Source organism: Agreia pratensis, assembly GCF_900177685.1.
GTDB lineage: Bacteria > Actinomycetota > Actinomycetes > Actinomycetales > Microbacteriaceae > Agreia > Agreia pratensis.
On record NZ_FXAY01000001.1, the window covers coordinates 73,166 to 87,282 of the forward strand.

14 protein-coding genes and 1 pseudogene are annotated in these 14,117 nt (G+C 64.3%); 2 read left to right on the forward strand and 13 right to left on the reverse strand.

Annotated features, from left to right (window positions below; translation table 11 throughout):
* Window positions 1–96 precede the first annotated feature (96 nt).
* Window positions 97–1,149, forward strand: coding sequence for an AI-2E family transporter (locus B9Y86_RS00340; RefSeq protein WP_085481886.1), 1,053 nt, complete (start codon window positions 97–99; stop codon window positions 1,147–1,149).
* 7 nt (window positions 1,150–1,156) lie between these two features.
* On the opposite strand, the gene B9Y86_RS00345 is transcribed toward B9Y86_RS00340, so the two are convergent.
* From B9Y86_RS00345 to B9Y86_RS00405, 13 genes are all read right to left on the reverse strand, one after another.
* On the reverse strand, window positions 1,157–1,867 hold the full coding sequence (locus tag B9Y86_RS00345; RefSeq protein ID WP_085483619.1) for an alpha/beta hydrolase: 711 nt from the start codon (window positions 1,865–1,867) through the stop codon (window positions 1,157–1,159).
* An 11-nt stretch (window positions 1,868–1,878) separates the two neighbouring features.
* The gene (locus B9Y86_RS00350; RefSeq protein WP_085481888.1) at window positions 1,879–2,181 is read right to left on the reverse strand and encodes a hypothetical protein; all 303 of its coding nucleotides are present in this window, start codon (window positions 2,179–2,181) and stop codon (window positions 1,879–1,881) included.
* 14 nt (window positions 2,182–2,195) lie between these two features.
* Entirely contained in the window at window positions 2,196–3,797 is a 1,602-nt protein-coding gene (locus tag B9Y86_RS00355) for a cation:proton antiporter (RefSeq protein ID WP_085481890.1), read from the reverse strand.
* Window positions 3,798–3,828: 31 nt separating this feature from the next.
* On the reverse strand, window positions 3,829–4,500 hold the full coding sequence (locus B9Y86_RS17440) for an aggregation-promoting factor C-terminal-like domain-containing protein (RefSeq protein WP_085481892.1): 672 nt from the start codon (window positions 4,498–4,500) through the stop codon (window positions 3,829–3,831).
* 137 nt (window positions 4,501–4,637) lie between these two features.
* Window positions 4,638–5,201, reverse strand: a complete 564-nt coding sequence (locus B9Y86_RS00365) for a DivIVA domain-containing protein (protein WP_085481894.1) — start codon at window positions 5,199–5,201, stop codon at window positions 4,638–4,640.
* A 25-nt stretch (window positions 5,202–5,226) separates the two neighbouring features.
* Entirely contained in the window at window positions 5,227–6,186 is a 960-nt protein-coding gene (locus tag B9Y86_RS00370; protein WP_228515255.1) for a phosphatidate cytidylyltransferase, read from the reverse strand.
* Between the two features lie 9 nt (window positions 6,187–6,195).
* Complete coding sequence (gene frr, locus B9Y86_RS00375; RefSeq protein ID WP_085481896.1) at window positions 6,196–6,750, reverse strand: ribosome recycling factor; 555 nt, start codon at window positions 6,748–6,750, stop codon at window positions 6,196–6,198.
* Between the two features lie 48 nt (window positions 6,751–6,798).
* A complete protein-coding gene (gene pyrH, locus B9Y86_RS00380; RefSeq protein ID WP_085481898.1) occupies window positions 6,799–7,524 on the reverse strand; it encodes a UMP kinase in 726 nt (241 codons plus the stop codon).
* A gap of 51 nt (window positions 7,525–7,575) precedes the next feature.
* Window positions 7,576–8,859, reverse strand: a complete 1,284-nt coding sequence (locus tag B9Y86_RS00385; protein WP_139824664.1) for an LCP family protein — start codon at window positions 8,857–8,859, stop codon at window positions 7,576–7,578.
* 121 nt (window positions 8,860–8,980) lie between these two features.
* Window positions 8,981–9,808 carry a translation elongation factor Ts gene (gene tsf / locus B9Y86_RS00390; protein ID WP_085481902.1) on the reverse strand — a complete coding sequence of 276 codons (828 nt, stop codon included), beginning with the start codon at window positions 9,806–9,808 and terminating at the stop codon, window positions 8,981–8,983.
* Between the two features lie 51 nt (window positions 9,809–9,859).
* On the reverse strand, window positions 9,860–10,894 hold the full coding sequence (gene rpsB / locus B9Y86_RS00395) for a 30S ribosomal protein S2 (RefSeq protein ID WP_085481904.1): 1,035 nt from the start codon (window positions 10,892–10,894) through the stop codon (window positions 9,860–9,862).
* 254 nt (window positions 10,895–11,148) lie between these two features.
* A complete protein-coding gene (locus B9Y86_RS00400) occupies window positions 11,149–12,042 on the reverse strand; it encodes a metallophosphoesterase (RefSeq protein ID WP_085481906.1) in 894 nt (297 codons plus the stop codon).
* 9 nt (window positions 12,043–12,051) lie between these two features.
* A complete protein-coding gene (locus tag B9Y86_RS00405; RefSeq protein WP_085481908.1) occupies window positions 12,052–13,542 on the reverse strand; it encodes a sugar porter family MFS transporter in 1,491 nt (496 codons plus the stop codon).
* A 132-nt stretch (window positions 13,543–13,674) separates the two neighbouring features.
* Here B9Y86_RS00405 and B9Y86_RS00410 point away from each other — a divergent pair.
* Window positions 13,675–14,076 (forward strand): annotated as a pseudogene (locus B9Y86_RS00410) (M23 family metallopeptidase); the annotation flags it as partial.
* Window positions 14,077–14,117 lie beyond the last annotated feature (41 nt).

Here is a 14,117-nt window from a genome sequence, read left to right on the forward strand (position 1 = left end):
GCTGAGACGATCTGCCAGGATCGGGCGCCTCCCACTCGATAGAATTCGGGACACTCCATCAGCGATATCCGACAGCTTCGGGCAGGGCAGGTTTTCGTGAAGATCCACAACGCATTCACCCTGGGACTTGTGGGCACGCTGGGTGTCGGCGTCGGCATCCTGATTCTCACCTCGATCGAGTCGCTCGCGACGATCCTCACCTACATCGGCGCGGCCATCTTCATCGCCCTCGGCCTCGATCCGGTGATCTCCTGGCTCGAGAAGAAGAAGCTCCCCCGCTGGCTGTCCATCGTCGTGGTCTTCGTGGCCGTCGCCGGCATCATCGCAGGGCTGGTCTTCGCCGTCGTTCCGATCATCGTCGACCAGCTCGGCCAGTTGTTCGACATCGTGCCCGTACTCGTCGGCAGAGCCCAACAGGGCACGTGGGTGTCAGATCTATCGAATCAGCTCGGCGGCTTCGATGTGCAGGCTGTGATCGATCAAGCCACCAAATATCTGACCGACGTCGGCAACTACTCGATCATCGCCAGCGGCGCCCTGGCTGTGGGTGCCAGTATCGCGAACGGCGTGTTCGGCACGATCATCGTGCTGATCCTCACCCTGTATTTCACCGCGTCGCTCAACTCGATCAAGCGGGCCATGTATCGCCTCGTTCCGGCCTCCCGACGCGAACGCTTCGCCGATCTCAGCGAACAGATCACCGACGCCGTCGGTCGCTACGTCGTCGGGCAGCTCTCGCTCGGCGCGATCAACTTCGTGCTCAGCTACGTGTTCCTATCGATCATCCAGGCCCCGTTCCCCGCCGTGCTCGCGTTCCTCGCCGGCATGCTGTCGCTCATCCCCCTCGTCGGAACCCTGTCGGGCTCGATCATCATCGCGCTCGTCTGCCTCATCCCCGGATTGGGGTCGCTCCCGACGTTCATCGCGGCAGCCATCTACTACCTGATTTACATGCAGGTCGAGGCCTACCTGCTGAGCCCGAACATCATGAACCGCGCCGTCTCCGTTCCTGGCGCGGTCGTCGTGATCGCGGCCCTCGCCGGCGGCACGCTGCTCGGCATTCTGGGAGCCCTCATCGCGATTCCGGTCGCAGCGTCACTCCTGCTCATCATCAAACAGGTGATCATTCCCATTCAGAACGAGCGGTGACGCAGACTCAGCCTTCGTACGTGTCGGGCAGCGGAAGCACGGCAGGGTTCACCCGGGCCACGATCTCGCTGAGAACCCGGCGCGTCTGCGATTCGCCGACCCAGAGGTGCTTGCCGCCCTCCACGGCGACCAGTTCGATGTGCGGCATCGCCGCGAACCGAACAGTCGCCTCGGGAGGGCGCAGGTAGTCGTCGAGTTCGGGGATGAGCGCCACCACGGGCACATCGACGTCATTCCACGCGGCCAATTCCTCCTCGGAGGTTCGGTGCAGGGGCGGCGACAGCAGGATGACTCCGTCGACAGTGTGCTCGATGCCGTACTTGAGTGCCAGCTCCGTTCCGAAAGACCACCCGACCAGCCAGGGGTGAGGGAGCGCACGCTCGGCGACGAACGCCATGGCCGCCTTCACATCCCAGCGTTCCGCGACACCATGGTCGAACACGCCCTCGCTCGTGCCGCGAGGCGACGATGTGCCACGGGTGTTGAAGCGCAGCACGGCCAAGTCTGCAAGAGCCGGGAGCCGGTTCGCCGCCTTTCGCAGAATGTGCGAGTCCATGAAACCGCCGCCTGTCGGAAGCGGATGGAGGGTCACGAGGGTAGCGACCGGATCTCCCGATTCCGGAAGCGCCAGTTCTCCCACCAGCTCGAATCCGTCGTCGGTGTGCAGCACGATGTCTTCCCGAATGGCGGGAAGCACGGTCGTGCTGCGAATGCCTATGGTGCTCACGTTCAGTTTCCGATCTTCCAGCAGTGGCTGTGCCAATGACGCCGTCCGGCGAGATCGCTCGCCTCGCCCATCAGACCGTCTGCGCGCCACGCGACGATGTGCGCCGTGCCCGCGACAACCGGCAACGAGCATCCGGGGCACACATAGTCTTTGACGGCCTGCGCGGGCGACACCGATTGCACGTTCCACGAACCGCTGCGGCGATGCTCGATTCGGCGACCGCCGGTGAGGATGCGGCTGAGATCGATCTCGGGTTCGTCGTCATCGCCGGCCCCACGTCGACGAGGTCGGTTGCTGCGGGGCATATGTCAATCCTAGGTCAGTGCCCCGGGGCGTCTTGGTCGCGTGAGTGGTCGAGGCCGGCCTCTTCGAGATCGAGCATCTCTTGTGCGCGAGCAAGAGATATCGACGAGTAGCCGCCTCGGTTGCGAGCCGCGACCAGGGCGGCGCGTTCGTGCAGCAGGATGTCGCGCCTCACGAGTGCGTACTGTTCGTTCGCCGCCGGGCGGTCTCCCAGCTGTCCGGAGAGTTGCTCCCAGGCATAATCGCTTCGCCTCGACGATTCGACGCGCACGCGTTCGATGACGGCAGGGTCGAGCACTCCCCCGGCCAGATCTGCCAGCGAAGGGTCATCGAGACGCTCGGAACCCTTGAGGCGGATATGGTCGATGAGCTCCGCGAATTCCTCTCGTTGCCGATCTCGGGCAGGGCCCTTCACACCCGCGAGGCGGATCACCGCGGGAAGACTCGCACCCTGCACGACGAGCGTCACGATGGCAACGGTGTACGCGATGACCACGAGCTGTTCTCGATACGGGATGGTCTCGGGCAACGACTGAGCGGCAGCGACCGTGACCACGCCGCGCATTCCGCTCCACGAGAGCACGACACCCTCCCTCGCGCCGAGAGACTCGGGGTCGGGTTTCCGCTTCGGGAAGCGAGCGACCGCGGTCATCGCCGCGACCACCGCGAAACGGATGCCTATGAGAACGACAGTGGCGAGCAGTCCGAAGAGAATCGCCTGGGGCAGGTCGAGCCGATGGTGCCGCATCCCTTCGACGATCGTCTTCAGCTCAAGTCCCATGAGCAGGAACACACCGTTCTCGAGCAGGAACTGAAAGGTACGCCAGTTCACACGTTCGCTCAGCCGCGCCGGCGCCGAGAAGCTCGTCGCGCCGAGGTGGCCGGTGATGACCCCCGCCGCCACGACGCTCAGCATGCCGGATGCCCCGATCGTCTCTGCCGGGATGTAGGCGGCGAACGGCACCACGAAGGAGATCGCCGTGGCGAGCACCGGGTCGGGCACACGCGCCCGCACGAACACGGTGAGATATCCGATCGCGATGCCGAGGCCGACCCCGAGCACGACGGAGTAGGCGAACGAACCCAGGACCTGCCACGCACTGATCGCCCCCGCCGTCGCCGCGACCGCTGTTCTGAGCAGCACGAGCGCAGAGGCGTCATTGACGAGACTCTCGCCCTCGAGGACCGCCAGAAGTCGAGGGGGAAGGCCGAGCCGCTTGCCGATCGACGTGGCGGCCACGGCATCCGTCGGGCTGATCACCGCACCCAGAGCGATGGCCGACGCCAGATTGAGATCCGGAAAGAGGGTGAACAGCAGGAACCCCGTGCCGAATGCGCTGACGACCACGAGCACGACGGCAAGGGCGGAGATGCTGCCGATGTTCGAACGCAGGTCGGCCAGCGGCAGGTTGATCGACGATGCGTACAGAAGCGGGGGTAAGACACCAGAGAGGATGACCGCGCTCGCCACGTGCACGGGCGGCACGCCCGGCAGAACCGAGATTCCGATGCCGAGAACGGCGAGGATGAGCGGGGCCGCGACCTTCACCTTCGGTGCAAGCAGCGACACCGCGACGATGACGACGACGCCGAGAACCGCGATCAGAGCCAACCCCATGGGGTCAGCCTATTGAATCAGCGTCGCTGAATCAGTACCAGCCAGCACTCTGCGAGTGACCCCATGCACCGCAGGGTGTCTCGTATCGGCCGGTGATGTAGCCGAGCCCCCACGTGATCTGTGTTGCCGGGTTCGTCTCCCAGTCGGCGCCGGCCGATGCCATCTTGCTGCCGGGCAGCGACTGAGGAATGCCGTAGGCGCCACTGCCCGCGTTGTACGCGTTGTAGCGCCAGCCGGACTCTTTCGCCCACAGGGAATACAGGCAGTCGTATTCGGTACTCGGCCATCCGCGGTCGGCCACCATCTGAGCCGCGATGGCCTGAGCGCTTCCCGGGTCAGGGGCAGCCGCGGGCGGCGCATAGCCTCCGCCGCCTCCACTCTTGCTCGGTGTCTCGGCGGGAGCTGCCGTCGGGGTCGGGGTCGGCGTGGGCTTCGGCGGCTCGGTCACGGTGAATCCGTCGCGCACGATCGACGCGGCCTGGCTCGACGAGGTGACACTCTGCGACGGCAGGTTCGAGCCTGGCTCGAGAGCAACGGTGAAGTACTCCGACGCCGCGACTCCGGAGTACGGATCGACGACATTGACGAGAACGGATGCGCCGACCGCTGCGACGCCCAGAAGCTGAAGGGCGAGCCGACCAGGCCGAGAGGCGATCCGCGCCTGGCGCGGAGTAACGGGATCGAGAACCCGGATCGGAGCCACGCCGTTCGCTTGTACAGGCACCGAACTCACGCGGGGCTTCAGAGAGACCCCCGCGGATGCGTCACGTTCTCGATTTCTACCCACGATTATTCGACTTTAGCGAACTTCCGGCCGAATTGCAGGCCGAGGGAAAGATCTCAGCGCACCGACAGCATCACGTCGATCACGGCGTCGAGCACCAGATCGACCTGAGCTTCGGAGTACCCACGTGTGCGCGAGCGGAACGAAATCTGACGCACATCGTCGACCGACACCGGAGTGCCTTCTCTGAAGTACGAGATGAGACTCTCAGCGAAGGCGTCGACGTCGCGCTTGTCGTATCCCAGCTTGAACGGGCCGCTGCCTCGGAATCGGTGCTTCGCGGGCCTCTCGAGCCGAGTCAGAATCTCCCGGGCTTTGTCTCGTGCCTCGGCGAACCAGGCCTCGTCGCCGACCGACGACGAGATCTTCTCCCGCTCTCGGGCGGCGAATGCCTCTTCGAGACGTTCGAGAGCGGCATCGACCGCGAGTGTCGAGTATCCCCCCTTCTCGAGCCCGAATGCCATGTGCCGGATACCTTCGGCCGTGACGATCGTGCCGGTGTCGCCGGGTTCGGCGCTGTACGCGATGCGCGCGGCGGCCAGGAACTTCTCGACCTCGTCGATCTTGTAGCCGGGCCTGGAGGAGCGTGCTCGGGGAAACGTTTGACTCACGGTCACCATTCTGTCAACACTTACTGGTCGACGCCTAAGTGGAGATGATGAACAGCACGTAGGCCGCCGCGGCGGACGGCAGGATCGAGTCGAGTCGGTCGAGGAATCCGCCGTGGCCAGGCAACCATGTGCTCATGTCCTTGATGCCGAGGTCGCGTTTCAGCAGCGACTCGGACAGGTCGCCCGCAGTCGCACTCAGCACCAGGACCGTTCCGAGGATGAGGCCGAACCACCAGGGCCTGTCGAGCAGGAAGATCGAAAGTAGCACGCTCGACGCGACGCCGAAGATCCACGAGCCGGCGAAACCCTCCCAGGTCTTCTTCGGGCTCACGGTCGGTGCCATCGGATGCTTGCCGAAGTTCAGTCCCGTGGCATAGGCACCCACGTCGACAGAGACCACCACGATGAGGAAGGACATCACCCACCACTGGCCGCCATCGTTGCGCAGAAGAAGGGCTGCGATGCTGCCGAGGAATGTCACGTAGACCTGGATGAACACTCCACCCGACATGTCCAGGGCCACGCTGCGCAGCGACGCACGGTGCCGGGGTACAGCGAGTTCGGCCAACCTCCAGAGGACCACCAGCAGCACGCCGCCGATCATCGCGATCCACTGCCATTCTTCACCGAAGTAGAACGACACGGGCACCACGACGACGGCCGCAAGGACGCTCGGAATCCGAGGTACGTCGCGGCCGGCGTGCCGCAGGGCCGTTGCGAGTTCGAACACGGTGAACGCGACGAGCACCGTGGCAAAGACGACGAAGATGTCCTTGATGAAGAGCAGGCTGAAGACCATGACGAGTCCCAATGCCAGACCGATGCCGATCGCGCTGACGAGATTGCGCCCCGAACGGGCCGTGATCTTGTCATTCGCCCGGTCGAATTGATCGCGGCGCTCACGCACCTTCGCCTCGAACTCGGCGCGGGTCATCCCTGGATGCTTACGCGCCGGATCTGCTTCGGAGGCGGGAGTGTCGGGATCGTTCGTCATAGGGGTCGCCTAGATCTCGAGGAGTTCGACTTCCTTGCGCTTCAGCGCGTCGTCGATGCCATCGACGTGCGACTTCGTGATCTGCTCCAGCTCTTTCTCGGCGCGTGACACCTCGTCGTCGCCGACCTCGCTCTTCAGCGCATCGAGCTCGTCTTTGGCCTTGCGTCGGATGTTTCGCAGCGACACCTTGCCGTCTTCGGCCTTGGTCCGCACGATCTTCACGTACTCCTTGCGGCGCTCCTCGGTGAGCTCCGGCAGCGTGACGCGGATGACATTGCCGTCGTTCGACGGGTTGGCGCCGAGGTTGGGAGTGTCGCGGATCGCCTGTTCGATGTCACGCAGCGCACCCTTGTCGTAGGGGGTGATGAGCATGGTGCGCGCTTCGGGGTTCTGCAGACCGGCCAGCTGGCTGAGCGGCGTGGGGGTGCCGTAGTAGTCGACCAGGATCTTCTGGAAGAGGCCCGGGTTCGCGCGCCCGGTGCGAATGCTCGAGAAGTCTTCCTTCGTGTTGTCGACGGCCTTCTTCATGCGCTCTGTTGCGCCGGCCAGTACATCCGCGATCACGGCAACTCCTTCTTTTGGTTCTTCAGTAGTTTAGGGCGGCTCGCCCGGTCACTCGTGCGACGTGCTGACGAGGGTGCCGATGCGCTCGCCGAGAAGCGCCCGAGTGACGTTGCCCTGCGGCTCCATGCCGAAAACCATCATCGGCATCTTGTTGTCCATGCACAGGCTGAACGCCGTGGAGTCGACGACCTTGAGTTCGCGTTGGAGGGCGTCGAGGTAGGTGAGCCTGTCGATCTTCTTGGCGTCGGGGTTGGTACGCGGATCGGAGTCGTACACGCCGTCGACACCGTTCTTCGCCACCAGGACGACATTTGCTCCGATCTCGAGCGCCCGCTGCGCAGCCACGGTGTCGGTCGAGAAGTAGGGCAGACCCGCTCCGGCTCCGAAGATGACGACGCGACCCTTCTCGAGGTGGCGCTCTGCCCGCAGCGGAATATACGGCTCGGCGACCTGCGTCATCGAGATAGCCGACTGCACACGTGTGGCGGCACCTGCCTGCTCGAGGAAATCCTGCAGCGCGAGGGCGTTCATCACTGTGCCCAACATGCCCATGTAATCGGCGCGGCCCCGGTCCATGCCGCGCTGCGAGAGCTCGGCGCCACGGAAGAAGTTTCCTCCTCCTACGACGATCGCGATCTCTACCTGCTTCGCGGCTGCGGCGATCTCTCTCGCCAATTCGCTGACCACATCGGGGTTGACTCCGAGGGAGCCTGCACCGAAGGCCTCACCAGAGAGTTTGAGGAGTACCCGGCGGCGGGGTTCTGGTGAAGTCATCTGTGTGGATCCCTTTCGATCTCGTCCTGCCAATTTTAGGGGCTGGCAGACCTAGTCCTCGAACGGTACCGCGCAGGTCTCCTGTTGCGCGGTCGAGCCGGTGACCCCGTCGAGCACAGGGGGCGCTGCGGCATCCGGTGTCGCCGGGTCAGCGGGCGCCGCCGGAGCGGCGGGATCGACGGGAGCAGCGGGATCAGCGGGTGCGGCAGGATCTGCTGGCGCGGTGGGCTCGATCGTGCTTCCGATCGGCTGCGAGTCGGCTCCGAGAGTAAAGGGCTGATCCGCCTTGATCAACGCGAAGAGCGAGTCAGCGGCATCTTGGGTGGGCACGACCTTGCCGGGGAAGTCGGGGTCGTTGGTGGTTCCCGGGTACTGGACGAAGGTGATGTTGTTCAGGTCGATCGTGCGCAGCGCCTGTGCCATCGAGATCATCGTGTCGACCTTCGTCAGCGACGACGAGAGCGTGAAGTACTTCGGTTCGGCGACGACATTGGCCAGCGAATAGAGCTTGCCGAAGTCGCCCAGAGTGTCGTTGCTCTTCAGCTTGCGCACGAGCGACGAGAGATACTGCTGCTGAGATGAGATGCGGCTGAGGTCGCCTCCGTCACCCACGCCGTGGCGAGAGCGCAGGAATCCGGCGGCAAGGCCACCCTGCACCTCGGTGATGCCAGCCGGCAGATCGAGGTGCTGCAGTTCGCCATTCCCGTCGGGATAGACGACCTGATCATCAGTCACACGCCCGGTCAGACAGATCGGAACGCCACCGATCGCATCGGTCAAGGCGATCACCGCATCGAATGTCATCGATACCGCGTACCGAATGTCGAGGCCCGTGAGGTTGGTGACCGTCGCGACGACGCAGGCGAGACCACCTCTCCCCCAGGCCTCGTTGATAGGTGCGGCGCGCATGGCGTCGCCCTTCTCACACTCGGGATGCGCGATGACCAAGTCACGCGGAAAGCTCACGGCGACGGCAGTCTTATGGTCTTGAGAGACGTGCAGGAGCATGTTCACGTCGTTCAACGTGGCGCCATCGCGTTCTCCGTAGAGATCCTGACTCTGGCTCGCATCGTTGTCGGCTGCGACGACCAGCACATTGAAGCCACCCTCGAGAGCGCCGATCGCCGGTGGCGCCTGTTCCTCGGTCTCCTCGGGATGGATCTCGACCGAGTTCGCCTCGAGCTTAGAGGTGAAGGTCCACGCGCTGACAGCGGTGATGCCCCCCACGCTCACCAGCGCCACAGCCGCGACGATCGCGACAAGACGGACGATGCGCACCCAGGCTCCGCGCAGGGGCATACGGGCATGGCGCACAGGCGATGCAGTCGTCTTCACAGGCGAGTCTCCTTGAGGCTGGGGCTCACTCGAGAGAGCAGCCACGATCGATCCTACTTAACAGCCGAAGGCCCATCCCGCAAAGCAGGATGGGCCTTCGGCCGAAACGTACGTCGTGGCGTTACGCGCCGACCTTGAAGCGCGCGAAGCCGGAGACCGTGACACCGGCGTCGGCGAGCACCTTCTTGACCTGCTGCTTGTTGTCCTTCGCGTAGTCCTGCTCGAGCAGGGCGACCTGCTTGTAGTAGGCGCCGAGGCGACCCTCGATGATCTTCGGCAGTGCAGCCTCGGGCTTGCCCTCGCCGCGCGAGATCTCCTCGACGATACGACGCTCATTCTCGACAGCTTCGGCCGGTACGTCCTCGCGAGCGAGGAATTCCGGGTTGGCGAACGAGATGTGCTGAGCGATCGAACGAGCCGTGTCGGCATCCGAACCCGTGTAGCCCACGACCACGCCGACCTGCGGCGGCAGATCCTTGGAGGTCTTGTGCAGGTAGATCGCGAATGCATCGCCGGTGACGACGGCCAGACGACGGAGCTCGATCTTCTCTCCGAGGATCGCCGCCTCGTTGCTGATCAGGTCGGCTACGGTTCCACCGGCCGCGGGAGCCGCGAGGGCCTCCTCGACCGAGGTGGCGCCTGCTGCGACGGCCGCGTCGAGCACGGAATCGGCCAGAGCGACGAACTTGTCGTTCTTCGCGACGAAGTCGGTCTCGCTGGCGAGCTCGATCAGGGTCGCGGTGTTGCCGCTCTCCTTGGCCGCGACGAGGCCTTCGCTGGTGGAGCGGTCGGCGCGCTTCGCGTTCGACTTGGCACCCTTGAGGCGAAGGATCTCCGTCGCCTTCTCGAGGTCTCCGCCGGCTTCGACGAGCGCGTTCTTGCTGTCGACCATGCCGGTGCCGAGGCGCTCGCGCAGGGTCTTGAGGTCAGCCAGGCTGAAATCTGCCATGGTGTGCTTCCTTACTTGACTAAAGAGATGAGATATCGAGGAAGGCGCGAACTACTTCGCGGGGGTCTTCTCGGCGTCGGTGGCCTCGGCCTCGAGGCGAGCCTCGGTGGCAGCGTCGGACTCGACGGCGTGCTCGGGAACGATCGTCGCGTCTGCGGCGGCTTCGTGCTCGGCGACGACGGCGTCTGCGTCGTTCTCTTCGGTGGGGGTCTCCGCAGCGATGACGTCGGCGACGGCGGTCTTTGCGGCGTCGGACTCGACGGCGTTCTCGACGAGACCGTCGACGGCCTCGATCTTCTCAGCCTCGGTCGACGGGGTCTCGGAAGCCTGAAGAAGCTCCTTCTCCCACTCGGCCAAGGGCTCGACGGCCGAGACGTTGCCGGCCTCGTCGGGCTTCTGGTGACGCTGGATCAGGCCCTCGGCGGCGGCGTCGGCGATGATGCGGGTGAGCAGGCCCACGGAGCGGATCGCGTCGTCGTTGCCCGGGATCGGGTACTGCACGTCGTCGGGGTCGCAGTTGGTGTCGAGGATCGCGATGACGGGGATGCCGAGCTTGTGCGCCTCGTCGATGGCGAGGTGCTCCTTCTTGGTGTCGACGATCCAGATCGCCGACGGCGTCTTCGTGAGGTTGCGGATACCGCCGAGGCTCTTCTGCAGCTTGACGAGCTCGCGCTTCTGAATCAGAAGCTCTTTCTTCGTGTAGCCGCGAGTGGTGTCGTCGAAGTCGACCTCTTCGAGTTCCTTCATGCGCGCAAGCCGCTTGGAGACCGTCTGGAAGTTGGTGAGGAGGCCACCGAGCCAGCGCTGGTTGACGTAGGGCTGGCCGACACGCTGAGCCTGCTCGGCGATGGAGCCCTGAGCCTGCTTCTTGGTTCCGACGAAGAGGACCGTTCCGCCGTGGGCGACGGTCTCCTTGACGTAGTCGTACGTCTTGTCGATGTGCACCAGCGACTGCTGGAGGTCGATGATGTGGCTGCCCGAACGCTCGGTGAGGATGAATCGCTTCATCTTCGGGTTCCAACGACGGGTCTGGTGTCCAAAGTGAACGCCGCTGTCGAGCAGCTGGCGAATGGTTACAACGGCCATGAGCCGTCTCCTGTTCTTCGACGGCGGCTGCGCACGTCGCAGTTCATCACGAACTGTCCGCGCCACAGGCACACGTCAATCGGTTTCTTACCGTCGACCTGTTGGTGACGGTTCCTGGTGCCCAGCACGCCTCCGACCACCGATCACACACTCCTGCAGAACAGGAGGGAGAAGGGAGGACCGAGTGGAGTCGTGACGAAAGTCAGCGGGCACGCGTAGTCACCCCGACGGATCGAGGTGCTCGGGAAACTATATCACCCCTGTTGCTTGGCGTAGTACTCGCGCAGTTCGACCGGGTCGGCGGATTCGAGCCGGCGCGTGAAGTCGCTGTCGAAGCGGGCGACGACGGGAAAATCTCCGAGCGGCACGATGGAATGGACCACCTGATCGGCGTACACGTGCACGAGCGTGATCGACTGGCCGCCATCTCGTCCGACCAGCGTCGAATCGGGCGCCGAAACATCCATCGTGTAACAGGTCGCCGCGGCGACCGCCACGGGAATGCCCGCGAACAGCCCGTGGGTGGAGTAGTGGAGATGGCCGCCCAGGATGGCACGGATGTCACTGCCTCGGATGACATCGGCTAGTTCATGCTGCCGCTGCAGTTCGAGCACCTGCATATAAGCCACGGGACTCGGAATCGGAGGATGGTGCAGCGCGAGGATCGAGCCGTGCGGAGCGTCGGTGGCGACCTGCTCACGCAGCCAATCGAGTTGTTCCGCGCTCAGCTCCCCATGGTGGTATCCGGGCACCGACGTGTCGAGCGTGATGACTCTCAGTCCGTCGAGCGACACCACCCTGTCGACGGGCGCGGCGACGCCGACCTCGTCGAGCAGGCCTGCCCTGAACGCGGATCTGTCGTCGTGGTTTCCCATGACCCACAGGATCTCTGCGCCCATGCGACGCGCTGCAGGCTCGACGATCGCGCGCACCCGGCCATAGGCATCCGCTTCACCCAGGTCTGCGATGTCGCCTGTGAAGACGAGCGCATCGATGTCGATTCTCGAAGCCTCGAGCGCGGCCATCGCCGCCTCGAGATTCGCATCGGTGTCGATGCTGCCGTAGAGGGGTCGGCGCCCGCCCAGAAAGTGGGTGTCGCTGATGTGCGCCAGCACATGATCGGCTGGAGGGTATTGACCGAGCTGCATAGGTGCAGCTTATTTGGCTCCGCCGACTCCGTCTTTCTCTCGCCGACGTCCACGAACAACACTCAGGCTGCCGGTCTCCTCCAGCGCCACGCCCTTCGTCTCGGGAATCTTGAAGAAGACGAAGAAGAACGACAGCGCGGCGAATGCGGCGTAGAGCCCATAGGCCAGCGTGAGCGAGACGTCTTGAGAGATGATCGGGAATGTCATGGTGACGGCGAAGTTCGTGAGCCACTGCGCGGCGGCGGCGACGCCGAGGGCACGACCTCGGATTCGGGTCGGGAAGATCTCGCCGAGCAGTACCCAGACCAGCGGACCCCAGGATGCGCCGAATGCGACCACGAAGAGGTTGGCTCCGACCAGCGCGATGATTCCCCACGCGCCCTCGAGGCTGGGCTTGCCATCGACGAGCTGCGCCTGGCTGAACGCCAGGGTCATCGATCCGAGAGCCACCGCCATGCCGACCGAGCCGAACAGCAGGATGGGTCGGCGTCCGACCTTGTCGACGAGGAAGATGGCGACGAAGGTGACGGCCACGTTGGTCACCGAGGTGATGACTGAGATCGTCAGAGAGTCGCTCTCTTTGAAGCCCACGCTCGACCAGAGGGTGGTCGAATAGTAGAAGATCACGTTGATGCCCACGAGCTGCTGCAGCATCGACAGGATGATTCCGACCCAGACGATGGGCAGGAGCCCGAAGCGTTTTCCTCTCAGCGACCCCTTGTCGGCGTTGGCCGCGTCTTCGCGAATGCCTGCCTCGATGTCTGCGACGGCCTTGTCGAGCTGGTTGGCGGGCGTGATCGAGGCAAGAACCTTGGTGGCCTTCTCTTTCTTGTCGGTCATCAGCAGGTAGCGAGGCGACTCCGGCAGTCTCAGCGCGACGAGACCGTAGATGATCGCGGGCACCGCGCAGACGAGGAACATCCACCGCCAGGCATCCAGGCCGAGGAAGAAGACCTCGTTCGCGCCCCCCGCGACGTTCGCCAGAACGGCGTCAGACAGCAGGGCCGTGAAGATACCGACGGTGATCGCGAGCTGCTGCAACGAGGCCAGGCTGCCCCGGATCGCCTTCGGTGCGATCTCGGAGATGTAGGCAGGGGCGATCACGGACGCGATACCGATGCCGAGTCCGCCGATGAGGCGCCACACGGTCAGATCCCATGCGGCGAAGGCGAAGCCGGAGCCGAGGGAGCTGACGAGGAAGAGTACGGCACCGATGAGCATCACCGGGATGCGTCCGAGACGGTCGGCGAGTCGACCGGCCAGATAGGCACCCACGGCGCAGCCGAGTAGAGCGGAGGCGACAGCGAAGCCGGTGAATGCCGCGGTCAGGCTGAAGTCGGCTTGGATGGCATCGACTGCGCCGTTGACGACCGATGAGTCGAATCCGAAGAGGAAGCCTCCGATGGCTCCGGCCGCCGCGAGCGCGATGACCTTTCGCCTGAGCTTCTTATCGGTTTTCACGTCGGTGTCCGCTTGTCCTGCGACCCCGCTGGTTGCCATGATCTGCTCCCTCTTGTGACCGACAGTGCGCGCGTCACGACGCTGTCCCTAACACTTCGATCTTGGCACGAACTCTCCCCCGTTCGGGGCATCCTGCCTGTCCCTGGCATCCCCCTTGACAGGCTGACCTCTATGCATCGTTCCGGTATCCACCTCTCGATCGGTCGACTCGCCATTCACCTCGTGCCGCTTCTTGTCGCGTCGAGTCTCGCCGTGCCGACGCAGGTTTCCGCACTGCCCGACTGGGCATGGCCCGTGCGCGAGCCTCACATCGTGATCCGCGAGTGGCAGCAGCCCGTCGATGCGTACTCCCCCGGTCATCGAGGTATCGACATCAAAGCGGCGGCAGGCGACATCGTGGTCGCGCCCGAGTCGGGAACCGTGCACTTCGCCGGGCACGTGGTGGATCGTTCCGTGCTTTCGATCGCGCACCCCGGTGACCTCGTATCGAGCTACGAGCCGCTCGAGACCACGCTGAAGAAGGGCGATCACGTGACACGAGGCCAGCAGATCGGCACCGTCGCGTCGTCTGATCACTGCACCGAATCGTGCCTGCACTTCGGCGTTCGAAACGC